Source organism: Shimia sp. Alg240-R146 (assembly GCF_947331465.1).
In the GTDB taxonomy this organism is placed as follows: domain Bacteria; phylum Pseudomonadota; class Alphaproteobacteria; order Rhodobacterales; family Rhodobacteraceae; genus Shimia.
This window is the reverse complement of the sequence record NZ_CAMZOK010000003.1, coordinates 86,034-111,135: the sequence shown is the minus strand read 5'-3', so window position 1 is coordinate 111,135 and position 25,102 is coordinate 86,034. Positions and strand designations below refer to the sequence as shown.

21 protein-coding genes are annotated in these 25,102 nt (G+C 56.2%); 17 read left to right on the top strand and 4 right to left on the bottom strand.

The window, feature by feature from the left end; all coding sequences use genetic code 11:
- Nucleotides 1-48: 48 nt before the first annotated feature.
- The gene (locus tag PG871_RS16115; RefSeq protein ID WP_270731072.1) at nucleotides 49-1,062 is read left to right on the top strand and encodes a helix-turn-helix transcriptional regulator; all 1,014 of its coding nucleotides are present in this window, start codon (nucleotides 49-51) and stop codon (nucleotides 1,060-1,062) included.
- A gap of 351 nt (nucleotides 1,063-1,413) precedes the next feature.
- Here the strand turns inward: PG871_RS16115 and PG871_RS16110 are convergent, their stop codons facing one another.
- A complete protein-coding gene (locus tag PG871_RS16110) occupies nucleotides 1,414-4,521 on the bottom strand; it encodes an efflux RND transporter permease subunit (RefSeq protein ID WP_270731071.1) in 3,108 nt (1,035 codons plus the stop codon).
- Nucleotides 4,518-5,654, bottom strand: coding sequence for an efflux RND transporter periplasmic adaptor subunit (locus PG871_RS16105; RefSeq protein WP_270731070.1), 1,137 nt, complete (start codon nucleotides 5,652-5,654; stop codon nucleotides 4,518-4,520). The genes PG871_RS16110 and PG871_RS16105 overlap by 4 nt, the downstream gene beginning before the upstream one ends.
- Nucleotides 5,655-6,309: 655 nt before the next feature.
- Here PG871_RS16105 and PG871_RS16100 point away from each other — a divergent pair.
- The gene (locus PG871_RS16100) at nucleotides 6,310-7,647 is read left to right on the top strand and encodes a metal-dependent hydrolase family protein (protein WP_270731069.1); all 1,338 of its coding nucleotides are present in this window, start codon (nucleotides 6,310-6,312) and stop codon (nucleotides 7,645-7,647) included.
- Nucleotides 7,648-7,718: 71 nt separating this feature from the next.
- Here the strand turns inward: PG871_RS16100 and PG871_RS16095 are convergent, their stop codons facing one another.
- Nucleotides 7,719-8,111 (bottom strand): potassium channel family protein, encoded by a 393-nt coding sequence (locus tag PG871_RS16095; protein ID WP_270731068.1) that lies wholly within the window; start codon nucleotides 8,109-8,111, stop codon nucleotides 7,719-7,721.
- Nucleotides 8,112-8,211: 100 nt separating this feature from the next.
- Here PG871_RS16095 and PG871_RS16090 point away from each other — a divergent pair, with 100 nt between their 5' ends.
- From PG871_RS16090 to PG871_RS16070, 5 genes are all read left to right on the top strand, one after another.
- On the top strand, nucleotides 8,212-9,753 hold the full coding sequence (locus PG871_RS16090) for an amidohydrolase family protein (protein ID WP_270731067.1): 1,542 nt from the start codon (nucleotides 8,212-8,214) through the stop codon (nucleotides 9,751-9,753).
- A 502-nt stretch (nucleotides 9,754-10,255) separates the two neighbouring features.
- Nucleotides 10,256-11,032: a DeoR/GlpR family DNA-binding transcription regulator gene (locus PG871_RS16085; protein WP_270731066.1), complete on the top strand. Its 777-nt coding sequence runs from the start codon at nucleotides 10,256-10,258 to the stop codon at nucleotides 11,030-11,032.
- A 109-nt stretch (nucleotides 11,033-11,141) separates the two neighbouring features.
- Entirely contained in the window at nucleotides 11,142-11,726 is a 585-nt protein-coding gene (locus PG871_RS16080) for a TRAP transporter small permease (RefSeq protein ID WP_270731065.1), read from the top strand.
- Entirely contained in the window at nucleotides 11,726-13,222 is a 1,497-nt protein-coding gene (locus PG871_RS16075) for a TRAP transporter large permease (protein ID WP_270731064.1), read from the top strand. The genes PG871_RS16080 and PG871_RS16075 overlap by 1 nt, the downstream gene beginning before the upstream one ends.
- Nucleotides 13,223-13,257: 35 nt before the next feature.
- Entirely contained in the window at nucleotides 13,258-14,316 is a 1,059-nt protein-coding gene (locus PG871_RS16070) for a TRAP transporter substrate-binding protein (protein ID WP_270731062.1), read from the top strand.
- 67 nt (nucleotides 14,317-14,383) lie between these two features.
- Here the strand turns inward: PG871_RS16070 and PG871_RS16065 are convergent, their stop codons facing one another.
- Entirely contained in the window at nucleotides 14,384-14,857 is a 474-nt protein-coding gene (locus tag PG871_RS16065; RefSeq protein WP_270731061.1) for a tetratricopeptide repeat protein, read from the bottom strand.
- 72 nt (nucleotides 14,858-14,929) lie between these two features.
- Here PG871_RS16065 and PG871_RS16060 point away from each other — a divergent pair, with 72 nt between their 5' ends.
- From PG871_RS16060 to comE, 10 genes are read left to right on the top strand one after another with little or no spacing between them, the layout of a single operon-like run.
- On the top strand, nucleotides 14,930-16,177 hold the full coding sequence (locus PG871_RS16060; RefSeq protein WP_270731059.1) for a cytochrome-c peroxidase: 1,248 nt from the start codon (nucleotides 14,930-14,932) through the stop codon (nucleotides 16,175-16,177).
- On the top strand, nucleotides 16,174-17,058 hold the full coding sequence (locus tag PG871_RS16055; protein ID WP_270731058.1) for a PfkB family carbohydrate kinase: 885 nt from the start codon (nucleotides 16,174-16,176) through the stop codon (nucleotides 17,056-17,058). The genes PG871_RS16060 and PG871_RS16055 overlap by 4 nt, the downstream gene beginning before the upstream one ends.
- Nucleotides 17,058-18,086, top strand: coding sequence for a tagatose 1,6-diphosphate aldolase (locus tag PG871_RS16050; protein ID WP_270731056.1), 1,029 nt, complete (start codon nucleotides 17,058-17,060; stop codon nucleotides 18,084-18,086). Before PG871_RS16055 ends, PG871_RS16050 begins: the two co-directional genes overlap by 1 nt.
- 10 nt (nucleotides 18,087-18,096) lie before the next feature.
- Nucleotides 18,097-19,479 (top strand): hypothetical protein, encoded by a 1,383-nt coding sequence (locus PG871_RS16045; RefSeq protein ID WP_270731054.1) that lies wholly within the window; start codon nucleotides 18,097-18,099, stop codon nucleotides 19,477-19,479.
- A 1-nt stretch (nucleotide 19,480) separates the two neighbouring features.
- Entirely contained in the window at nucleotides 19,481-20,566 is a 1,086-nt protein-coding gene (locus tag PG871_RS16040; RefSeq protein ID WP_270731052.1) for a Gfo/Idh/MocA family protein, read from the top strand.
- Complete coding sequence (locus PG871_RS16035) at nucleotides 20,563-21,579, top strand: aldose epimerase family protein (RefSeq protein ID WP_270731050.1); 1,017 nt, start codon at nucleotides 20,563-20,565, stop codon at nucleotides 21,577-21,579. The genes PG871_RS16040 and PG871_RS16035 overlap by 4 nt, the downstream gene beginning before the upstream one ends.
- Nucleotides 21,576-23,024, top strand: coding sequence for an NAD-dependent succinate-semialdehyde dehydrogenase (locus PG871_RS16030; RefSeq protein ID WP_270731048.1), 1,449 nt, complete (start codon nucleotides 21,576-21,578; stop codon nucleotides 23,022-23,024). The genes PG871_RS16035 and PG871_RS16030 overlap by 4 nt, the downstream gene beginning before the upstream one ends.
- Nucleotides 23,024-23,941 (top strand): hydroxyacid dehydrogenase, encoded by a 918-nt coding sequence (locus tag PG871_RS16025; protein WP_270731046.1) that lies wholly within the window; start codon nucleotides 23,024-23,026, stop codon nucleotides 23,939-23,941. Before PG871_RS16030 ends, PG871_RS16025 begins: the two co-directional genes overlap by 1 nt.
- A 20-nt stretch (nucleotides 23,942-23,961) precedes the next feature.
- Complete coding sequence (gene comD, locus PG871_RS16020) at nucleotides 23,962-24,468, top strand: sulfopyruvate decarboxylase subunit alpha (protein ID WP_270731044.1); 507 nt, start codon at nucleotides 23,962-23,964, stop codon at nucleotides 24,466-24,468.
- Nucleotides 24,465-25,019 carry a sulfopyruvate decarboxylase subunit beta gene (gene comE / locus PG871_RS16015; protein ID WP_270731043.1) on the top strand — a complete coding sequence of 185 codons (555 nt, stop codon included), beginning with the start codon at nucleotides 24,465-24,467 and terminating at the stop codon, nucleotides 25,017-25,019. The genes comD and comE overlap by 4 nt, the downstream gene beginning before the upstream one ends.
- Nucleotides 25,020-25,102: the final 83 nt, after the last annotated feature.

Here is a 25,102-nt window from a genome sequence, read left to right as displayed (position 1 = left end):
GATCTTCGCCACTTCCAAAAGTGATCATTTCACGACAAACTGCCGCTTATGGACACCGTTCTGCACAGCACCTTGGCATTTCGCCCCGCTCTTCAACTGCTTGACCGGATCGCTTCGCCGCGTGTGACGGAATTTGCTTTGAAGGAAGCGGGCCTGTCGCGGACAGTGTTGGAAGGTTCGCCCGTATTCATTCCATACCGGTTGCAAGCACGGTTTCTTCAGTCCGCCAGCTTGAAGTTGTCGGAAAAGCACATCGGTGCCTATCTCACGGAAGACTTCAATTACGCCGCCTTTGGCTCCTATTCGGAATATGTGCTCGGCGCGCCCCGATTGGATGTGGCTTTGAGCCGCGCCGAGAAGATTCTCCCTTCAATTCAACGTGGCTCTGTGCTTCGTAATCGGGTTGCAGGTGACCACTTTGTTCTTGGTTTTGACAACATGCTCGGAGGAACGGCAGGGGCAGAATTGATTGATCAGGACCTGCCATTTGTTTTGCAAAGTGTTGTGCGTGAATTCTGCGGACGCCGCTGGCGGCCAAGTTGGATCGAACTGCCCGAAGCCCACCGCGGTACTGAGACGGCTTTGCAATACATTTACAATGTCGAGGTGCGGGTGGGGGGATCCGCGGCCGCAATCGCCATCCCTCTGTCAGATATTGAAACCCCAAATCCACGCTCAAGTGAAGAGCGGCTGGCGATGACATTGACTGGCATTCGTGATGTGCGTGCGCGTCAAACCCCAGCTTCGACAAAAGAAGTGGTCGAAAACGCTCTGCGTGCAAATTTGGCCATGGGAAGCGCAGACATCGAAACTGTCGCGGACACCTTGGGCGTCGGTGTACGAAAGCTGCAACGCCAACTCCAATCCGAGAATACCAGTTTTAAAGAAGTGCGCGTGACAGAGCAGGCAGAAAGATCACGGATACTTCTGTCCGACACTGACATGTCTGTCGCCGAGGTCGCTTATAACCTTGGCTTTAGCGAAGTGAACAGTTTCCGGCGCACATTTGTCAGTTGGTTTGGTATTTCCCCGACACGATTTCGCAAGCTGAGCGGGACATAAAGCGCCAAATGCTGAAAAGCGGCCATCCGTACCCAGCGCAGCGAAGGTCTCCTCTCCGCCCTCGGTGCTCATTGACCATGTCTGCTTTGGGCTGGGACCGGTCATCAAGACAAGCCCTCTTTGGGGCTGATGGTACGAATTCTAGCGCTGCACCGCCGCAAGGCGGCTTCGAGCCTAATCTTACCCTTGGTGAAATCAGCAGTATCCGTCGCGAAGGGCGGGAAGCCGACTTTCAATGATCTCTACTTTTGAGCTTTCTGATGTCAGCTAATCGTACCCATTTCAGTTTTGAGACTCTGGGGAGGCGAGGGAAGAGTATTCCTACACATCAAAGTCAGACGTCCGCGGCTCTCAACCGGGCTCGGCAATTGACAGGATATCCCTTTCCCGCTGCAATCGATGGATGGATGCGCCCGGCTTTGCCCCCCAACCGGCGATCCATCGGTAAAACACTGGCGTCAAAAACAAGGTGAAGGCAGTGGCGAACCCGAGCCCGCCGACGATGACCCAGCCGACCGCGATGCGCGCCTCGGCGCCGGCGCCTGTGGACAGCACAAGAGGAAGTCCGCCAAGGACAGTAGACACCATGGTCATCATTACCGGACGGATGCGCAAACGCATGGCCCCTCGAATGGCGCTGTCGATGTCTTGTCCTGCCTCACGGAGCTGATTGGCAAACTCGACAATCAAAATACCATTCTTCGCCATCACTCCAATCAGCAGCACCAAACCAATCTGGCTGTAGTAATTCAACGAGCCGCCCGTGATCACGATCGCAAAAAGCGCTGCGGCAAGGCCAAAGGGCACAGTCAAAATGATGACGACAGCACTTGGAATGCTTTCAAATTGTGCTGCAAGGACAAGAAACACCACAACAGCGGCCACGCCAAACACCATAAACATGCCTGCCTGGCTTTCCCCGAGCGCAGCGGCTTCTCCTGTAAACACAATCCCCATGCCATCAGGTAGAGTGTCATCCGCAAGCGCACGGACGCGGGCAATCGCTTCACCGAGATCGACATCCCCGGCAAGGTTGGCCTGAACCGAGACCGCCAGCGTGCTGCCTTGACGTTCGATCGAAGATTGGCCGACCACCGGCGTCAACGTTGCTGTGGACGACAACGGCACATATTTACCACTTGGCAGGCGAAGTTGAATGCCTTCAAGGTCGGTTGGGTCGTTAATCGGGCGTCCGCCAGGGACGACGCGCACGTCGGTTTCGGTGTCGTCGATGAAGACGCTGACGGCCACGAAGCCTTGGGTAAACGCGCTGATCGTTCGAGTGACATCGGCTTCCTTAAGACCAAAAACGTTTGCCATCTCCTGATTAACGGTGATTTCATACTGCGCTTGCACGCTATCGGCCGACATCTGTGGGTTCACAAATGAATCGTCCGTGGCCATGGTGCCAACAAGGGCGGCGGCGGCGTCTGTAATGCCGTCAACATTTCGTCCGCTCACCGCAAAGGTAAGCCCATTTCCACCACCACGGATATTGAGGCTATTGGGGGACACGGCAAAGACCCGTAATCCGGGAACGCTCGAAATCCGCTCGTTGATCTGCCCCATGAGCTCTTGTTGTGTCCAGTCCCGCTCTCCCCAGTCTTGCAGACGCACCACGATAAACGCGTTGGTGCCACCGCTGATACCGATGATGCTTTGCACGGAGCTGACTTGGCCGGTTTCTTGATATGGCGCGAGAACCTCTTCGATCTGCGACACTTGCGCGTCCAGATACTCAGGAGCGGTGTCCGTCGCGCCCCGGGCTTGGATCAAGAAATATCCACGGTCCTCAACTGGTGTTATTGTCGACGACAATTTGCCTGCAGCCCCTGCCGCGATTAGGGCAAATGCGAAAGCAATGGCCAAAACAAGCAAAGGGGCGCGAATGGCATGGTCCACAATCCAGTCGAATCCGCGCGAAAGGCGGCTAGGTTCTTTTGCTTCACGCGGTTCTTGCGCTTGTTTTCCCGGATCAAGGAGCGCCGCCATCACAGGTGTTAATGTCAACGCGGCGACTGAGGACAGTGTCACGGCGAAGGCCAATACAAAGCCAAACTCAGTAAATACGCCTCCCGCCTGTCCAGGCAAAAAGGAGATTGGGATAAACACGGCGGCAAGTGTCGCGGTGGTCGAAATGACAGCAAAGAAAACCTCGTTGGTGCCCGCAGCTGCTGCTGCGAAGGCGCCCATTCCCTCTTTCCGTTTTCGCACGATGTTTTCGACCACAACGATGGCATCATCGACAACCATCCCGGTCGCCAAAACCAAGGCCAAAAGGCTAATTGTATTGATCGAAAACCCCGTGAGCCAAATTGCTGCAACCGTCCCGATCAGGGCGACAGGGATTGTGACTGCGGGAATGATCGTGGCGCGAAGCGAGCGCAGAAAGGCAAAGATCACAAGGATCACAATACAGGTTGCCAAACCGATGGATTTGACCACCTCCACCAAAGCGCTTCTTATAAACACGCCGTCATCCGTTGAAATGAGCAGCTCTACGCCCTCAGGAAGGTCTGCGCGCAGCTCTTCAACGGCGGTGCGAACAGCGGTTGAAATCTCCAATGTATTGCCTGCGGATTGGCGGGTGATATCCAGCCCGATTGCCGTTTGCCCGTTTACACGGGTTGTCACGTCGGTGTCTTCAGGCAGCAATTGTACCAGAGCCACATCGGCTACACGGGTGCTTTTGTCGATCAACACTTGCCCCACACTATCGACGGTGACGTCGGCGTTTCCAACACGAAGTGCAATCGTCTGCGCCGATGTCTCGAGCGCACCCAAAGGGGTATCGTCACGCAGATTTTCGAGCGCGTTGGTCACGTCAAAAATGGTGAGCCCTCGGCTCAACAAAGACCGGTCATCAAGGCTCACGCGGAACTCGTTCGCCCGATCACCGCGGATAGTTACTTCCGCGATGCCATCGATCACGGAGAGTTTGTTGTAGATTGGACCCTCTGCCAAACTGGTCAGCTCACTGAGAGACACATCCCCGAGAACGGCGAGGCGAATGATCGCACTTGCGTTGCTGTCGGACTTTGAAACGGTTGGGTCATCTTCCAGGTCGCTGGGCAGTTGCCGCACTGTTGCTGACACAATTTCGCGGGCTTCGTTTGCGGCAACGTCAATGTCCGTTACCTCTGACAGATCAATGGTGATGCGGCTCGACCCTGTGGTGGAAGTGGACTCCATGTAGGACAACCCATCTAACGCGCTGAGCGCATCTTCCAGAACCTGTGTGATCTCCTGATCTACGGTTGCCGGCGTCGCGCCTTCATAAGTGGTGCGAACCGTAAGGACGGGCCGATCAACGTTTGGCATTTCTCGCACGTCGACAGACGAAAGAGCGGCCAGCCCGGCAATCAATACAAGAAGGTTGACGACAATCCCGAAAATTGGACGTGCAACAAAAAGATCAGCAAATCCTGAGGCGGCACGGTGAATGGCTGGTTTGCTCATTTCGGCTCCTGATCGGTATTTTTCCGTGGCGGGTTTGCATCCTTGATTTCAGCACCCGAGCGCAGCTTGTGCGCGCCTTCGGTGACGATCGGCGTTCCAACCGGTAGATCAACGTCCAACCAGACAGTCTCATTGCGTCGAAACAAGATCGTCACGGGGGCTGGCATAGCCTTGCCCGATTCCTCGTACCAGACGCTTGCCCCGTCGCGGGACCATGTGATGGCCGTCGAAGGCACCACTGCAAGCGGATCACTAAGGTTGGTGAGACGGGCCGTGAAGGTCATACCAGGCCAGAGGCCTCTGTCCAGATTTTCGACGGTGGCCTTGACTGTAACGCTGCGGGTTACCGCATCAATCCGACTGTCAAATGAAGTGATCTCGCCTTTCAGAAAGCGCCCCGTCAATGAGGGGGTTTCCAATATGACCTCGCGCCCCAGTGACAGGAAACCGATGGACCGTTCCGGAAGCTCAAATTCAACCAAAAGTGCGCTTGGATTATCGATTGTGACAATTGGTGTATTGGCGCTGATGAAGTCTTCCACACTGACGTCGCTAAGCCCAAGCTTGCCAGAAATCGGTGCGCGCACCGTGCGGTCCTCGAGCGCGAGCTGCGCTTGGCCGACATTGGCTTCCGCCAAGCGCTGCGCAAGCTTTGCTTCCGATATGGCCACATCAGAAACCGCAGAGTTTTGTGATTGCTTCAACCGCTCAAAGCGCGACACCGTATCAGAGGCTTGTTCCAATTCAATCTGTGCCGTTTCAAGGGAATATGCAGCGGCCCGTGCATCGAGCTGCACCAAAATGTCCCCTTGTGAAACCTTTGCGTTTGGTGGGAGATTAAGCGCGACAATTCTGCCAGACACATCAGAGGTCACAACTGCGCTTTCCACCGCCTCTGAACTTCCGATCGCCCTGAATGTGTCCTCATAGGGCCGCAACTTCAGCGGCTTCAATACAACGGTTGTCGCGCCTCCTCCTCGGGGTCCACCCGGTCCGCCCGGCCCAGCGGGAACTTGCGCCTCCGTCGGTTGGTCGCGTGTTTCGGAAAAAAACACGTCAGGCAAGCCAAACGAAAAAAAATAGGCGCCGCCAACAATGACAAGTGACGCAAGGAGCGTGAGTATTGTTTTCATTTTGGAGCCTTTCGTCGGACCTCAGGCGCGGTGTTGGATCGGGTTCAGAGTCTAATGTACGACGTGTTCTACGGTGCATCGAGCATCATCCGTCGTTTTCTTTTACATTCACCGGTCACACGGACAGAATTAGCAGCATTCAAGGCGGTGAAAGGGTCAATGCCGCCCGATCAAAGCGGCAATGCAAGCCGTTGATCAGACTCGTCAATCAGCCGGCAGTGAAAGCATTCGCGACGCATCAATCTGCCCGGCCCGAAAGGCATCCTACGGTGTCTGACGTCAGCGCTTAATGTCTTTGACGATCTTATCGCCAGCGCTCTTCGTTGTCTTTCTCATCGTCCACTCCTTGGTGGCTACGATGAGAAACAAACCCTCTTTTAGCAAATCGCTCTATTTGGACCCATAAGCGCTGACGTCAGACAACCAGCTGCGACGAGACCGGAGCGGTCTTTCGAGCGACAAATGCCGACCTGCATTTCACTCCGCGTAAAGCGGCCACATTCGGGTGGCCCTCTTGATTCAGGCAGAAAAGCTTAAGGTCGGCAGGCAAGTTTTCGGCGCAGCGGGCTTACTAAGTAATCTGTCTACCAAATAGATTTATCAAATAGGCACATTTCAGGTACGGTTGATGAGTTCAGATTTTTTAGGGGGCACTATGAAAGTATTTTTGTTTGCCGCGACAGCATTGCTGTGCACGGCCGCCAGTGCGCAAGACACCGATGCGCCTATTCTGTTTACCAACGTCAATGTCTTTGACAGTTCAAGCGGCCAAATCATCGAGGGCGGCGAGGTTCTGGTGCGCGGTCACTTGGTCTCTGAAGTCTCAGAGACGGCCATTTCCGTTGACGGCGCGGAAGTAATCGATGGCGGTGGGCGCACGCTAATGCCCGGCATGATCGAAGGGCATGGACATGTCATGCTCGCATCAGAGCCCGTAACCATGTTGGTGACACAGGACGCATTTGAGCAAGGCGCGCGCGCGGCGGCACGTGCGCAGGCCTATTTCGAAGCCGGATTTACCACCGTGCGCGACATGGGGGGAAATTGTTTCGGGATCAAAAAAGCGATTGATGCTGGTGTCACAAAGGGGCCGCGCATTTACTGCGGTGGCGCGAGTATTGGTCAAACCTCGGGTCATGGCGATTTCCGTATGCCCACGGATGGCCACCCACGCTTTGACGGTCCCGAGTTTTCAGGCAGCGCAAACCGCCAGCGGCATACGCTCATCGCTGACGGGGTAGATGATGTGCGCGCGGCCGTGCGTGAAATGCTGTTTCGCGGTGCGTCCCATATCAAAATTCACGCGGGCGGCGGCGTGACCAGCTTCACAGATCCGCTACAAGCGGCGCAATACACACCGGGTGAAATGAAGGCTGCGGTGGAAGAGGCGGAACGGTATGGCACCTATGTTGCCACCCATGCGCAGCTTAACAACAGTGTCTGGGCGTCACTGGACGCAGGCGTCAAATCAATTGAACATGGCTTGGTGCTTGAGGAAGACACCGTGATACGCATGGCTGAGTTGGACGTTTTCTACAACCCGCAAGCCTATCTTGCGCTGCAGGATGTGTCTGGAAATCCGCAATTTCAGGACCCGATACAACAGGGCAAACTGGCCTTGGTGTCAGAAGGTGCGCGCGCGGCATTTGAGCTTGCCAAAAAACATAACCTAAAAATGCTGTGGGGCACTGACGTCTTTGGCGGAGCCAGCATTTTTGAGCAGTTCCGGCAAGAGTTTGCGTTCCGGGACATGTTCTTTACGCCCACCGAACAGCTTATACAGATTTCCGCCAACAATGGGGCGGTCTTGGCTTTGTCAGGCTTGAAAAACCCCTATCCTGACGGCGCGTTGGGCGTCATCGCTTCAGGGGCTTACGCCGATATTATTCTGGTGGACGGAGACCCGACGCAAGACATTCGGATCCTGATGGACACCGACAATATCGACCTGATTATGAAAAATGGCGTCGTGTATAAAAACACGGTGGACTGATTGAGCTTGGGCGGAGCAAGGCACATGCCTTGCATCCCCCAATGTACCTGAACAAAGGTCGGCTGGCTGCTTCAATCTTCGCTGTCCTGATCATCTTGGATTCTGACCAACGCGCGCGCAAATTGCGCAAACAGCGCCACAAACACGCCGACGCCCACGAATATATAGAGCACGGTGAAGATCTTCCCTAGGTCGGTTTTTGGAGAGAGATCGCTCAGGCCAACCGTCGAAATTGTGGTTGCGCTGAAATAGAGTGCATCCACCCAACTCCACCCTTCAACGCTTCGATAAAACAAGGTTCCGGAAAGCAGCAGGGCAACGGCCAGTAGCAGTCCTGCCCTAAACGTAGGATGCTGCCATGACCTCGCAATCGCCTTTACCAACCGGAAAACCGTCAAATAAAATGAAACCATCCATTGTCCTTCTATGCGGTTGTGCATGCCAAGTAGAGGTGCGGTTACCATTCACGTTCTTGTTTGATTTTGCACAGAACGCTTGCCGCAAAACAAATTTTATCTACGGTTAAGGGAGTTCTCAAAAGTCATCTTTATATGGAGCCGCGTCATGCGACATTTCCTGACTCTCCCCGCAGTTCTTGTTTGTGCACTTCCGGCATTTGCCAATGACATCGTCATCCAGAACGGTCGCGTTATTGACCCGGAAACCGGTCTCGACGCGGTGCGGCATGTGGCAATCAATGGCGCGCAGATCACGGCCGTGAGCGAGTTTGAACTGGAGGGGGACATCGTCATCGACGCAACAGGGCATGTGGTTGCACCCGGGTTCATCGACCTTCACGCCCATGGCATGGCTTTGCCGGACATGCGGATGCAGGCCATGCAAGGGGTCACCACCATTCTGGAACTGGAATCGGGTATCCTGCCGATTGGGGATTGGTATGACGAGATGGCCAAGGCCACCAACCCGATCAACTATGGCGCCGCCGCAGCGTGGACCTTTGCAAGGATCGCGACATTTTCTCAAACGGATCCTCTTGCCACTGCGGGCTATTTTCAGGACGCGCAAGGCGACACCGAATGGAAGCTTGATATCGCCACCAAGGATGAACAAGCACGCATTCTGTCTCTGGTCGAACAGGGATTGAAAGAGGGGGGATTGGGCATCGGCATCAATGCGGGTTACGCGCCAGGCTATGGTCAAAAAGAGTATTTTGCGCTGGCCGAACTGGCGGCCAAACATGATGTCGCGACCTATACGCACGTTAGATACGCCAGCAATCTTGAGCCGATGGGGTCATTTGAAGCCATAAAGGAGTTGATCGCCAATGCGGCTTTGACAGGCGCACACATGCACATTTGCCATATCAACAGCTCATCCCTGTCCGACATTCACGCAACACTGGACCTTGTGGAACGCGCGCAGGCCAAAGGCATCAACGTCACCGTTGAGGCGTATCCCTACGGCGCGGGCAATACCGTTGTGGGCGCCGCAATGTTTTCGGGCGAGGGCTGGCGGGATCGAATGGATTCCACCGCACAGAATTTTCAACTTGGCACCGAGCGCATGACCGAGGAGCAATTGGCAGAGTATCAAGCCAACGAACCGGGCACCTTTATCACATGGCACTTCCTGGATGAGGCCGATCCCGCGGGCTTGTCGTTGCTTGATGCCTCGGTCACCCATCCCGCCACCAACATCGCGTCAGACGCTGTTTTCTGGTCCTTTTTCAATGAGCACGGAATGGTCGAAACCTACACCGGCGATGAATGGCCGCTCCCGGACAACGTCTTTACGCACCCCCGCGCCGCCGGAACATTTGCGAAAATTCTGCGCAGCTATGTGCGAGAGCGCGGTTTGATGTCCATGTCGACTGCGATCAACAAGATGTCGCTGATGCCTGCCGAGGTGCTGGAGGACTTTGTACCGCAAATGCGTAAAAAGGGCCGCATTCAAGTGGGTATGGATGCCGACATTGTTGTGTTCGACCCTGCAACGATCTCCGATCACGCAACGTATGAGAATGCAAATCAGCCTGCGGTGGGTGTCCAGACCCTGCTGGTGAACGGAAGCTTCACGGTTAAGGACGGCGACCTCGTTCTGGACGCCAGCAGTGGGCAGGCCATTCGTCGGGCGTATAGTGAATAGATTGTTCTGACGAAACTCGTGAAATGTAACGAGAGGTAAGCGGCCATCTGCTTGGCGCCTGTAAGTCTGCTCCCCGCTCTTCGTTTTTTCGTCCTGAATACGGCAGCGAAGATCTGCGCCCCAGACGGAAATCAGCAGGTTCGCTCTGGGCTGGGAGCTGCCGTTAGACGGGTTTAGCACCGAGGGCGGTTCTGTGCAGTAAGTACGCTTTGCAAAGTTCACCCTTTTTTCCTGGCGCACAGTCTGTGATCGCTGCAACACGGCGTGAGGCCCGGTCATTGATAAGAGCTGTAGCGAAATTTTGGGGTTGAGTGGGCTTTGTCGCCTAAAAGGCTTGGGCCCCGCACGCTCCCTTTCTCCAGAGGGCCTTATCCTTCGGGCTCTTCGATGGAGCGTCGAGGATGGTGTAGCGTTTTGACGCGGTTCATCGGGCGCATCCAGAATTCGTTTCTTGCGAAACTCTTTCGTTTTGGGTTAAGAATCGAAAGCGCAAAGGGGGAGAATGATGAAAGTTCGCGTGACGACTAAGGCCCGCCAAGCAGAAATTCTGAAGCTACTTAAGCGCGACGGTCGAGCAATTGTTGATGACCTTGCCGAACTTTTGGAAACGACCCCGCAGACCATTCGCAAAGACCTGAACACTCTGGCGCAGGACAACCAGATCATCCGCTTCCACGGTGGCGCAACTTTGGCGGCTGGGACGGAATATGCTGGCTTTGATGTGCGCAGTGAAATCATGAGTGAAGAGAAGGACCTGATTGGTGCGGCAGTTGCCGCAGAGATTCCCAACAACTCAAACGTAATCCTGAACGGCGGAACCACAACTATGGCCGTCGCGCGCCACTTGGTACACCATGTCGGGTTAAAGGTTGTCGTGGATTCTGTTAACCTTGCCAATGAGTTAAGGTCCTGTATCGGCGTGCAGGTCATTGTGCCTAGCGGTGTTGTACGTAACGCGGACGGCGCGATTTTTGGCGCGACAACGGTGGATTTCATTCGGCGGTTTCGTGCGGATGTCGCCGTTGTTGGCGCTGCCGCTGTGGGCGCGGATGGGGCCTTGATCGACTATGATCTTGAAGAGAGCGCCGTCAGTGAGGCGATCATTTCCAGTGGCAGAAATGTTGTGCTGGCGGTGGATAGCAGCAAATTCGGCAAGATGGCCCCGGTCGCCTTTGGGGCGATGGCGCAAATTGATACATTGGTGAGCGACGCGGGTTTTGCGCCAGAGATGAAGGCTCTGGCGGATCATTATGACGTCAGGTTCGTTGTCGCACGCTAAATTCAAAGTCTTGACGAAATGCTTCGTTTTGTGGAGTAATCGAAAAATACGAAAATAAGATCACGCCTAAGCGTGATTCCGGCGCAACTTTTGGGAGGATGTTTCGTCGATGCTTTTCATTCTGCGCCCGCTTGCTTGGGTAAATACAAAAATTCTGCGTTTTGGGCGGCAGGTGGCCGTGGTCGCGCTGGCGTTGATGGTCGTTGTGATCTTGACGCAAGTGTTCTTCCGGTATGTGCTGAACAATGCTTTGGCGTGGCCCGATGAGGCCGCGCGATTTTTAATGCTGTGGATGGTGGGATTGATTGCGCCTTCGGCCATGCGTTGGAGCGGGTTCGTGGCGATCGACACCTTGCCGAGTGCATTGCCCCGCAGGTTCGCTTTGATGCTTACGTTCGTTCTGTTGGGGATGTCATTGGGCGTTCTATTGCTCGCAGTTCAGCACGGATATGCCCACACGTTTGGATTTGGCGGGCGATTTGACAGTTCTTCATTGCGTGTTCCGCTTGAGTGGGTCGGTTTGGAAGGTTTCAAGGTCAAACTCCGCTACATGTATGGCTCGCTTTTGACCTGCGTTGTCCTGCTGATTTCGGTCACAGTGGAGCTGATGTTGCGCACCTTGATGGACTTGATCTCTCCGGACATCGAGCAGCCAAGCAAAGATGAACTGGAACTGATGATGGGGGCCGATTGATGCTTGCGTTTTTTCTGCCGCTCTTCCTGATTTTTCTGATCATTGGCTTGCCAGTGTTCTTTGCGCTCTTGCTGTCACCGGGCCTGTTGTTGTGGCTCAACGGACAAGAGCGTGACATCGCGTTGCTTTATCGCAATGTTTACAACGGTATGGACAGCTTTCCGCTCATGGCTCTGCCGTTCTTTGTGCTTGCAGGCGAGTTGATGAACCGAGGTGGCATCACCATGCGGCTTGTCGAGTTTTCTCAGGCTTTGATGGGGCACTTTCGCGGCGGGTTGGCGCATGTGAACATTCTATCGTCCATCCTTTTTGCGGGCCTTTCAGGGTCGGCGGTTGCCGATACGTCGGCGTTGGGATCAACGCTTATTCCGGCGATGGAGAAGAACGGATACTCCCGAAAATTCGCCGCCGCGATCACAGCGGCAAGTTCGGTGATCGGGCCGATCATTCCGCCGTCGGGCATCATGATCATCTACGCCTATGTCATGGGCGAAAGCGTTGCAGCGTTGTTCTTGGCGGGCATCGTGCCGGGGATCTTGGTCGGTGTTGGTCTAATGGTCATGGTGCGGGTGCTCGCAGATAAATATGACCTTCCCAAAGCCGAACGGATTGTCACGAAGGGCCAGACGATTTCCAAAGTGGAGGCCGGGTGTAGCTTTGTGCTTTTGCGGATCAACTTTGCTGGCTTGTTGATGGCGCTTTTTGCAGGGGTGTCCGCGATCATGCGGGGGGCGGGCGTGGATTTGTCAGTGAATTCCGGTTTGGTCTTCCTCGTCTTCCTGCCGATTTCACACTTGATCCTGCTGCGTCTGCGCAAATCGGTGAGCAGTGATTTCCGCATCATCTGTAAAAAGGCTGTCGTTCCACTTCAGACACCGATCATCATTTTGGGTGGTATTTTGGTGGGGGTTTTCACTCCGACCGAAGCGTCGGCTGTGGCCGTCGCCTATGCGCTCCTGGTTGGCTTTTTCATCCTGCGCCTGCTCAAGGTCAAAGACCTGCCCGGTATTTTGATGCGGGCGGCGCTGTCGAGTTCAACTGTGCTTCTCCTCGTGGGCGCGGCTGTGGCATTCAAAACCGTTGTCAGCCTCAGCCATGCGCCCGAGACGATGGCGGGCTTCATACTCAACCTTTCCGACAATCCGTTGGTCCTGCTCTTCCTGATCAACATACTCCTGTTTGCGGTTGGGATGTTTCTGGATGCGGGGCCCGCCATCATTATTTTGGGTCCGATCTTGGGACCGATCTTTGTAGATCTCGGCGTGCATCCCGTCCACTTCGCGATCATCATGAGCGTGAACCTGACAGTGGGGCTTGCAACGCCGCCAATGGGGCTTGTGCTTTTTGTGGCGAGTTCGGTTTCCGGAGAAAAAGTCGAAACCATTGCCAAGGCAATTCTACCATTTTTGTTGGTGGAGGTCTTCGTGATCTTCCTCATCACCTATGTGCCTGCCATTTCCATGACAATTCCAAGACTATCAGGATTTGTGCAGTAACATCAAACGCTTGAACTTTATCAGGGAGGATTATTATGTTCAGCAAAACCTTTAAGGCGGTGGCTACAGCTGCGCTTATGGCGACCACGGCGATCGCTGCGCAAGCTGCGGATTACACGATCCGTGCAACTGCAAACTCAAACGAAAATGACGAAGACTATGACGGTCTTGTCGTGTTCAAAAACTTCGTAGAAAGCGCGTCCAACGGCGCCATCGAAGTTGAACTGTTCATCGGTACGCAGCTTTGCGCAAAGGGCGCGGAATGCTTGCAGGGTGTGGCTGACGGCACCATTGACGTCTACATCTCTACTTCGGGCGGTGCGTCGGGCATTTTCCCATATGTGCAGGTGCTTGATCTGCCGTATCTGATGGCGAACGACCGCGTTGCGGAATCTGTTTTGGCCGGTGATTTCACACGCAAGATGCGTGAAATGGCATTGGCTGACTCGGGCGATGCAATCCGTCTGATGACGATTGGTAACACTGGCGGCTGGCGCAATTTTGCCAACACCAAACGTCGTGTCGCGAGCCCATCGGACATGGAAGGTCTGAAGATCCGCACAGTGGTTGCCGACCTGCCGCAGGAACTTGTGCGCTCGCTGGGTGCGTCCCCGACACCGATCCCATGGCCTGAGTTGTTCACCTCGTTTCAGACGGGCGTTGTAGAAGGCTCCAAAAACGGCATCACCGACATCATGGGCATGAAATTCCCCGATGCGGGTCTGCAGTATGTGACGCTTGATGGTCACGCCTACATGGGTGCTCTGTGGTGGATGAACAACGCCAAATTCATGGACATGCCAGAAGACATGCGCCGTGTGATTGTCGACGGTTTCTCCGCTTTGCAGCAGGCAACATTTGCCTCGCCAAAGCGTAAGTCGATCAAAGCCTATGAAGATTTTGTAGCTGGTGGCGGCGATCTTTATGTGCCGACACCTGACGAAAAAGCCGCTTTTAAAGAGGCCGCTGCGCCGGTTTATGACTGGTTCAAAGGCAACGTAAAGGGCGGCGAAGAGATCTTTGATGCGCTGACATCTGCGGTTGCTGATGCCGAAGCTGATATCGAAGCTGGCATGGCCAAAGACCTTAACTAATCACTGATGTGATTGGGAAAAATGGCGGTGGGCCGCACTGAAACTTCAACGGCCCACCGCATCAAATTCACCGGAATGGATAAAGCCATTCGCGGTAGTCATCCACCAGAGTATGGGCTTTGTCGATTTGCGCCTGCGTCATCTTTTTCACCACTTCCTCAAGGGAAATGGCCGCATCCGGATCGCCTCCGATAGCGGACAGCGTGTACCACATGTACGCGCGGATGAGATCGGGTGCAGGCATGCCACGGCCCACCTCGTAGTACCAACCGATGCCGCTTTGAGCGCCCGCGTGACCCTTGAGCGAGGCGCGCAGGTACCACTCAAATGCACGCACGTCGTCGCGTTCGACGCCCAGCCCCAAGGCGTACATCACGCCGATCAATTCTTCGGCCTCGGCGTTGCCGCTGCGGGCGGCTGGCAGCAGTTCAGCCATCGCCTCATCAAAGCGTTTCGCGTCCATCAAGTCGCGGCCGGTTTCAATCTCGGCAAACACCGGGCTGGCAGTGGCCAAAAGTGCTGCAAAAACAATGCGTTTCATCTGTCGTCCCTTGTCGTCATTCTTGGCGCAATCGCGTGCGCGCCCGCGTATGGGAGCCCGCTTCCAACGCCATTGCAAGAGGCTGATTTTGTCGCCTTTGACGCGGATCAGGCCAAGATCGGCCAGCTGCTGTTTTTTGATCCTATCCTGTCGGGCAATCGCAACATCGCCTGTGCCACCTGTCACCACCCCGAACTTGGGTCCGGCGACGGGCTGAGCCTTGGGATTGGCGAAGGTGGCGAGGGGCTCGGGCGCGACCGGACGCCAGGGCAGGGGGCGGCGAAAATTGTTAAGCGCATCCCGCGCAACGCACCTGCGTTGTGGAACCTTGGCGCGCGTGAAATCGACGTGCTGTTTCACGACGGTAGACTGTCGGTATCGCGTATTTATGACAACGGCTTTGACAGCCCCGCACAGGAATGGCTGCCCGAGGGGTTGGATTCGATCCTTGCGGCGCAGGCGTTGTTTCCTATGACTGCCGAATTTGAGATGGCGGGCAATCCAAAGGAAAACCAGATCGCAGGTGCGGTCTATGACCGGATCGACAATGTGTGGCCCATCGTGGCCAAGCGCGTGCGGGTGATCCCCGAATACGCCGATATGTTTGTGGCGGCCTTTGACGATGTGGATCAGGCGCTGGATATCGATATCACCCATATCGCCAATGCACTGGCGGCGTTTGAAACCCAAGAATTCACCAGCTTTGACAGCCCGTTTGATGCCTATTTGAACGGCGACCAGACGGCGCTTAATGCGGATCAGAAGGCTGGGATGGACCTGTTTTATGGCAAAGCAGAGTGCAGCAGTTGTCATTCCGGCCAGTTGATGAGTGATCAAAAGTTTCATGCGTTGATGTTGCCTCATTTTGGCCCCGGCAAAACGCGGCAGTGGGATCCGATTGTTCGCGACGTGGGCCGGATGGGCGCGAGCGACAGGCTGGAGGATGCTTACAAGTTTCGCACGCCTGCGCTGCGCAACGTGGCTTTGACCGCGCCATACGGCCACAATGGTGCCTATGCCGATCTGGAGGCGATGGTGCGCCATCACCTGAACCCGCGTGCGGGTTTTGAGGCGTGGAGCGCGGATCACGCGGTATTGCCAGAGGTGCCATGGTTGGCGAAGGCGGACTTTTTGGCGTTTCAGGACGCACGCGAGCGAGAAAGACTTTCGGCGCGGGCGGATATCGACACCATTGAGTTGACGGATCGCGAAGTGTCACAGGTGGTGGCGTTTCTGCATGCATTGACGGGAACAGAGTCGATCAAGGGGCGTTTGGGCATCCCCGAGAAGGTGCCAAGCGGTTTGGAGGTGCCAAAATGAGCAAAATTTTGTGTGTCGGCGCGGCGGTGGTCGACTTTGTCTTTCACCTTGAGACCTTGCCAAACCGGCCTGAGAAATACGGCACTGAAGAAGCGCATGTCGTTGGCGGTGGTTGTGCTGCCAATGCGGCGGTGGCTGTGGCGCGTCTTGGCGGTACGGCGGTTTTGGGCGCACGGCTGGGCGACGACAGCATTGGCGATATGATCGTTGAAGATTTGGCCCGCGAAGCCGTGGATGTGTCCAATGTGACCCGAACCAAAGGCGCCAAAAGCAGCTATTCATCAGTGTTGATTGATGCAGCAGGTGAGCGTCAGATCGTGAACTTTCGCGGTGCGGGCTTGGTCTTGGCAACGGATTGGTTTGACGGATTGGAAGACGTCGGCGCGGTCCTCACAGACACGCGGCGTGTGGATGCGGCTTTGGCGGCTTTGCAGTTGGCAAGCGCGCGCGGCATTCCCGGGGTCCTGGATGGCGAGGCGCCGATTGATCCGGCGTTGATGTCGGCGGCCAGCCATGTGGCGCTGTCGATGCAGGGTTTGCGTGATCTGTATCCAGATACCGACGTCGAAGAGGCGTTGCTGGACATTGCAGCCAAGCACGATTGTTGGGTCTGTGTGACCGACGGGGCCGACGGTGTTTGGTATACGGATGCTGGACAAACGCACCATATGGCAGCCTTTGCCATCACCCCAATCGACACGCTGGGCGCAGGTGACGTCTGGCACGGAGTTTTCGCGTTGCTGCTTGCAGAAGGACAGAGCGCAAAAGAAGCAATTCGCCACGCCAACGGCGCGGCGGCACTGAAATGTTTGACAAAAGGCGGGCGGGCCGGAGCACCGAGCCGCGCCGCGCTGACTGAATTCCTGAAGGAGACGACGTGATGATCACCCTGACACCCGGCAAGCTGGCCGGTATGCGCCGCATGGCTGATGCAAACGGTATCTATAAGATGACAGCCGTGGACCAGCGCCCGCCGATCAAAGGCCCGATTGCCAAACATCTGGGTGTGGATCAGGCTCCTTGGGAGCAGGTCGCGAAGTTCAAAGGGATGCTGGTTGAAACGCTTCAGGGGCATTCGACGGCGATGTTGCTCGACCCGCATTATGCCATCCCCTATTCCTTTGACACGCTAATCCCGCACAAAGGTTTGGTGGTGACGCTGGAAGACAGCCTGTTTCAGGAAACACCGGGTGGGCGCTTGTCCGCGAGCATCGACAATTGGTCGGTGGCCAAGATCAAACGTATGGGCGGCGACGCGGTCAAAGTGCTTGCGTGGTATCGTCCTGATGCCAGTGACGAGGTCAATCAGGCGCAAAAGGATTACGTCAAACAGATCGGTGAGGATTGCGCGAAATACGACATTCCGTTCCTGTTTGAATTGCTGGTCTATCCGCTGGCAGCAGATGCGCATCAGACCAAAGAATACGTCGAAATGAAGGGCAAGAAAGCCGACGACGTTTTGAAGTCGGTCGAAGAATTTGCCAAACCCGAGTATGGCGTGGATGTGTTCAAGCTGGAAAGCCCGGTGAATGCTGCTGACGCGGATGGCAGCGCCGAGGTGCAGGCCGTGTTTGACGAGATGGGCCGTCTGGCGGGGCGTCCTTGGGTGATGTTGTCGGCCGGCGCTGGCAAGGCCGAATTCCGCAATGTGCTGGATCACGCATTTAAGGCAGGCGCGTCGGGTTTCCTTGCGGGGCGTGCGATTTGGCTGGATGCGTTCAACGCCTATCCTGATTGGGATGCGATCCGGGCGGGGCTTGAAGGCGACGCCGTGGATTACATGAAAGACATTTCGGCGCTGGCGGACGCGAACGCGTCGAACTGGGCCAAACATGTGTGTTATGGGGAAGGCGGCGCGCGTTTGATGGCAGATGATGCAACGTTCCGGCTGAACTATTCCGACATCTGAGGATTTGGGTATGAAACTAGGCATTCTTCCTTTGGGGCGTCCGACGTTTGACGTTCCGTTTGCCGAGGAGAACCTCGCGGCCATGTTGGCTGCGTTGGACGCCACCGGCCATGAAATCGTCGGCCCGCGTGAATTGTTGTTTGACGAAGCTGCGACACGGGCGGGAATTGAGGCGCTGGTATCGGCTGGCGTGGATCAGGTGATGGTGCTGCAAGTTACATTCACGGATGCGTCCATGACAGTGGCGATTGGAGCGGCCTTTGATGTGCCTTTGTCGATCTGGTCCATTCCCGAGCCACGGCTTGGCGACCGTTTGCGGCTGAATTCCTTTTGCGGATTGAACTTGGCGTCACATGCGTTGGGCTTGAACGGGCGCGATTTTGGTTGGATTTACGCCGACCCTGCGGGGAATGTGGCGGGCGATTTGGCCGCCTTGCTGACGGGCGCGCGCGCGGCAGGCAAGCTGGCGTTGGGGGATGTGCCCGAGGCGACAGAGGCCGGACGCGCGATTGCCGAAGCTGTGAACGGTCAACGGATCGCGCGGATTGGCGAGCATCCGGTGGGGTTTGATACCTGCGCCTATGACAAGGCGGACATGAAGGCGCTTTCCGGTGTCGAGGTGGACGAATTGGCGTTGGAGGATCTGTTTGATCTGGCCCGCGCTGCGCCTGCCGACGCGGCAGCGGCTTTGCGAAAGCAGGCAGATGCAGAGTTGAGCGGTTTGGATGAGGTTGACCCAGACGAGCTGGATCGGTCTTTGCGGCTGAAAGTCGGGCTGGATACGTTGAAAGAAAAGGGCGGCTATAGCGCCTTTGCCATTCGTTGTTGGCCGGAGACTTTTACCGAATATGGCGGTGCGGTGTGTGGACCCGCCGCGATGATGGGTGAGGCGCGGGTGCCTTGCGCGTGCGAGGCCGATGTCTATGGCGCGCTGACGCAGATGGTGTTGATAGCGGCAGCGGATGCGCCTGTGTTTCTGACCGATCTGGTGGACATGGACGGCACGGACAACACAGGTGTTGTTTGGCATTGCGGCCAAGCGCCCTTGTCGATGATTGATCCCGATGTGACGGCCGAGGCGACCATTCACACCAACCGCAAACAGCCGCTGTTGTACCAGTTCCCGCTGAAGGCGGGTGAGGTCACGTTGATGCGAATTTCTCAGGCGCACGGGCGGCCGCATATGGTGCTGAGCCGTGCCGAGATGTTGAAGCGGCCAATGAGTTTCACCGGCACCTCTGGCGTTTTGCGGTTTGATCGCGGCGCGGACGAGGTGCTTGGCGACATCATTGCAAGCGGGCTGGAACATCACATGGCGCTGGCTTACGGAGATCATCGCGCAGCGTTGCGCGGCGCGGCTGGCGCGATGGGCCTGCCGCTTTTGGAGATATGAAATGACAATTCGATATGGCCTGATCGGCTCTGGCATGATGGGGCAGGAGCATATTCGCAACCTGAACTTGCTTGAGGGGTGCGAAGTGACGGCAGTGAGTGATCCGGACGAAGGTATGCGGCAGTTGTCGATGCAGACGTCGGGCGGCACGGCACAGGCGTTTGGCGACTACAAAGAAATGATCGGGTCAGGGCTGGTGGATGCGCTGTTAATCGCGGCGCCAAACGACACGCACCACAAGATTTTGCTGGATGTGTTGGATGCGCCGTTGCCGATCTTGGTGGAAAAGCCGCTGTGCACCACGTCGGCACATTGTTCCGAAGTCTTGGCCAAAGCCGAAGGCCGTGCAGCGCCGGTTTGGGTGGCGATGGAATATCGGTATATGCCGCCGGTTCAGCGAATGCTGAAGGAGCTGCGAGATGGCATCGTTGGCACCCCGCGCATGATGGCAATCCGCGAGCACCGCTTTCCGTTTCTGGAAAAGGTTGGCGATTGGAACCGGTTTAACGTGCGCACGGGCGGCACATTGGTCGAAAAATGTTGCCACTTCTGGGACTTGATGCGTCTGACGCTGCAAAGCGATCCGGTTCGGGTTTACGCCAGTGCAGGCGTGGATGTGAACCATTTGGACGAGGCATATAATGGCCAGACGCCGGACATCTTGGACAATGCTTATGTCACGGTAGAATTTGCCAACGGCGCGCGTGGCATGTTGGATTTGTGCATGTTCGCCGAAGGCTCTTATTGGCAGGAAACCATTGCGGTCACTGGTGAAAAAGCGCGGGTAGAAGCAAAGGTGCCCGGTCCAGCGCGTTTCACAGCCGACAAAAAAGAGCGTCATTCAGAGATCGAGATCAGCCACCGAGACAGCAAAGAAGTGGTGTGCGAAGAGGTTGATGTAGACGAAAAGGTGCTGGCCGCAGGCGATCACCACGGCTCGACCTTCTTTCAACACGAACGGTTCCGTGATCTTGTGCGCGCAGGATCAGGCACGCCGGAAGTCAGTCTTGAAGATGGGCTTTGGTCGGTGCGTGTCGGAGAAGCAGCCGAAGAGAGCGCCCGCACGGGCCAGGCCATCACGCTATGACAACAAATACCGCACAGATCGAAAACTGGGGGCGGATGCCTGATGGCGCAACCGTTGAACGGGTGCGTCTTGAGGGCGGCGGGCTGATTGCGCATGTCATGACCTACGGTGCGGTGCTGCAGGATTTGCGTCTTGCTGGCCACGGCGCGCCGCTGGTTTTGGGGTTTCCCGAGTTCGCACCCTATCTGACCAAATCGCCTTATTTCGGTGCCACGGCAGGACGGTTTGCCAATCGTGTGCGCGACGGCCATCTGGAGTTGAATGGCGAAACTTACCAGTTGGATCAGAACTTTATCGGGCAGCATACGCTGCACGGTGGGGCCGACAGCATGGGCAAACGTCTTTGGGAGATCGACGAGGTCTTGCCAGATCGCGTTACGTTGAAGATCACTCTGGAAGACGGGCACATGGGGTTTCCCGGCACACTGTCTGCGCGCGTGACTTTTGCGCTGTTGGAGGGTGGTGTTCTGGATATTCAGATGCATGCAGAGACCGACAAGACGACGATTTGCTCAATGGCGCACCACAGCTATTTCACGCTGGATGATGCGGCGACAATATCTGAGCACATGTTGCAGATTGGTGCCCAAACCTTTTTGCCGGTGGATGTCGGCTTGATCCCGACGGGAGAGCAGCGCGATGTCGCGGGCACCGGTTTCGATTTCCGCGAGGCCGCGCCTGTGGCGCAGGCTCATGACGTGGATCACAATTTCTGCGTTTCAGATGCGCGTACAGCTTTGCGTCCAGTTGCAGAGCTGCACAGCGCGAAATCAGGAGTGCGCATGACGTGCCACACCACCGAGCCCGGCTTGCAAGTTTACGACGGGGCCAATATCGACATTGATGTGGGTGGGCTTGATGGCAAGCCGATGGGGCGCTTCGCGGGGCTCGCGATGGAGCCGCAGATTTGGCCTGATGCGCATCACCATTCACATTTCCCGCAGGCCGTTTTGCAGCCTGGGGAGTTATACAAACAACATACGAAATTCGTCTTTTCAAAGGGTGAGACATGAGCAACTTCAACGGTTTGATGATGGAGGCCAACCTGATCGGTGGGCAGTGGGTTTCAGCGGACAGCGGTAAGGCCATTGATGTGACCAACCCCGCAACGGGCGCGGTTTTGGGCGTTGTGCCAAACGCAGGCACTGATGAAACTGAACGCGCGATTGTCGCCGCGTCTGAGGCCTTCAAGAACTTTGGCAGCGCGCCATTGTCCGAGCGGGTCGGACTGTTACACAAGTTGCATGATGCCTTGATGGACAACCAAGAAGACCTTGCACAACTGCTGACCGCAGAGCAGGGCAAGCCGATCTTTGAGGCGCGTGGCGAGATCGCGATTGGTGCCGCTTATGTGAAGTGGTTTGCCGAAGAAATCCGCCGCGCCAAAGGCGAGATTGTGCCAGCCCCCGGCAATGACCGTCGTCTGATGGTGACACGCCATCCGGTGGGCGTCGTGGGTGCGATCACGCCTTGGAACTTCCCAAGCTCGATGTTGGCGCGCAAACTGGCGCCTGCGTTGGCTGCGGGCTGTAGCGTCGTGGCGAAGCCTGCAACATCAACGCCTTACAGCGGTTTGGCATGGGGCAAGCTTTGCCAAGATGTCGGCTACCCTGATGGGGTGGTGAACATCCTGACGGGATCTGCGCGGGCCATTGGCGGCGCGATCATGGACAGCCCAGAGGTGCGCAAAGTCACGTTCACGGGCTCGACCGAAGTTGGCAAAACCCTGATCCGTCAGTCTGCCGACACGGTGAAGAAAGTCAGCATGGAATTGGGCGGCAACGCGCCGTTCATCGTGTTTGACGACGCTGATGTCGATGCCGCGATTGAAGGCGCAATGATCGCCAAATTCCGCAACATGGGCCAGACCTGTGTCTGTACAAACCGCTTCTATGTGCAGGCCGGTATCCACGACGCGTTTGTGGCGAAGCTGACCGAGGCTGTGGCTGCGCTCAAGATCGGTAATGGTGTTGATGATGGCGTCGTGCAGGGGCCGCTAATTGACGAAGGTGCAGTGGAGAAGGTCGAAGAGTTCATCGCGGATGCGACGTCCAAAGGCGGTGATGTTGTGCAGGGCGGCAAGCGTCATGCCAACGGCGGCTCGTTCTTTGAGCCAACCGTTGTGACTGGTGCTACGTCGGACATGATGTTTGCCAAAGAAGAGATTTTTGGGCCGCTGGCGGCTGTGTTCAAGTTCGAGGATGAGGCCGACGTGATCGCGGCCGCAAATGACACGGATTTTGGGCTGGCGGCTTATGCTTATACACGCGATCTGGCGCGGACCTTCCGTCTGAACGAGGCGCTGGATTATGGCATGGTTGGGATCAACACCGGCCTGATCACCACGGTGGAAGCGCCGTTCGGTGGTGTCAAAGAAAGCGGCATGGGCAAAGAAGGCGGCAGCCAAGGGTTGGATGACTATATGGTCAGCAAATACCTTTGCGTCGCGGGTCTTTGATGATCCTGATCACCGAGTTCATGGATGATACGGCAGTGGGGCGGTTGAGCGCCGCCCACGCCACAACCTATGCGCCGGAGCTTGCGGATGCACAGGTGGATATTCCAGCGCATATGGCGGGTGTGCAGGCGCTGATCGTGCGCAACCGCACACAGGTCACCGCCGCGCTTTTGGACTCCGCACCGAATTTGAAATGTGTGGGCCGCTTGGGCGTCGGGCTGGATAATATCGATCTGGATGCCTGTAAGGCGCGCGGTGTTGAGGTGATGCCAGCGCTGGGCGCAAATACGTTGTCGGTGGCGGAGTACGTCGTAACCAACACGCTGGTTTTGCTGCGCGATGCCTATCAGGCGCAGGACGCGATGTTTGCCGGCGATTGGCCGCGTGCCGCCTGTTCGGGTCGTGAAGTTGGTGGGCGCGTGATGGGTTTGTTGGGCTTTGGTGCGAATGCGCAGGCGACAGCGGATCTGGCGCGGGCAATGGGCATGTCGATCATCGCCTATGACCCGTTTTTGCCCGCAGATCACAAGGCTTGGGCCAATGCGACGCAAGGCGAGATTGCTGATGTTTTGGCCAAAGCCGATGTCGTGAGCCTGCATGTGCCACTGACCGAAGACACGCGTCACATGATCAACGCAGACACGCTTGCGCAGATGCAAGAAGGCGCGGTTCTGATCAATGCGGCACGCGGTGGCGTTGTGGATGAGGCGGCGTTGGTGGCGGCCATGGCGTCAGGCCATATCGCGGGCGCGGCGTTGGATGTATTTGAGACCGAGCCTTTGACGCAAGCGGCAGCCGAGAAATTTAAGACCATCAAGAACCTGATCCTGACGCCACACATTGCGGGTGTGACGCAGGACAGCAACGTGCGGGTGAGTGCTTTGATCGCAGATCTGGTGCTTGACCGGCTCAAATAGGGAAGGAAATGGGAGGAAACATGGCGACAGGAATGGACAAACAGATCGTGGAGGATCTGAAGGCGGCGGGGATTGAGTACATCACCTCGGTGCCGTGCAAACAACTGGCAGGCGTGATCGAGGTCTTGGAAGAGACACCGGAAATCATGCACATGCCATCCAACAAAGAAGACGAAGGCATGGGGCTTTGCGCCGGTGCCTATATGGGCGGCATGAAACCCGCCATCGTTATGCAAAACACAGCACTTGGTGTGGTTGTGAACACGCTGGCGACGTTGATCCAGTTTTATCAGATCCCGCTGCCGATGCTGATTTCCTATCGAGGTGAAGTGGGCGAGCCGGTGGCTTGTCAGGTGGAGATGGCGCTGCACACCAAGGCGATCCTGAACCAGATGCACATCCCGACGTATCACTTCCACAAACCCGAAGACGCAGCCGAGCTGCCGGGTATTCTGGAATATTGCCAAATGGCGAGTAAGCCGGTGGCGATCTTGTGTGATGCATCTTTCTGGAGGGCCTCCGCATGATCCGCAACGACGTATTCAAAACCCTGATTCCATTGATCAGCGAGCACCTTGTGGTCTGTAATATCGGCGCACCAAGCCAAGAGCTGCATGCGCTGGATGATCGCGCGTCCAACTTTTACATGCTGGGCACGATGGGGCTGGCTTCTTCAATCGGTCTTGGGCTGGCGGCAGCACAGGACAAACCTGTCATTGCGATTGATGGCGACGGGTCGGTTCTGACCAACCTTGGGACGCTGGCGACGATTGGCAACAACGCCCAAGGCAACTTTACACTCCTGATCATCGACAACGGGTCATATGGCTCAACCGGTGATCAGCCGACCTATGCCGGTATGAACACCGATCTGGCGGCTGTGGCCAAAGCTTGCGGCGCGGAGACCGTTTTGACGGTTTCTGCCGAGGACACCGCAAAAGCTGTTGAGGACGCGATTGCTTCGGATCAGATGACAATCATCGTCTCCAAATGCGAAAGCGGAAACGTTAAGGTTCCGGTCATCAAAACCAACCCGATCGTGATCCGCGAGCGGTTTATGGAAGAAGTGCGGCGTTAACCTTTTGACACAGAAAAAACCTTGGGCGCGTCCGTTGTGGCGCGCCCTTTGTTATTTGAATTCAACATCTTGAGGTGGTTTCC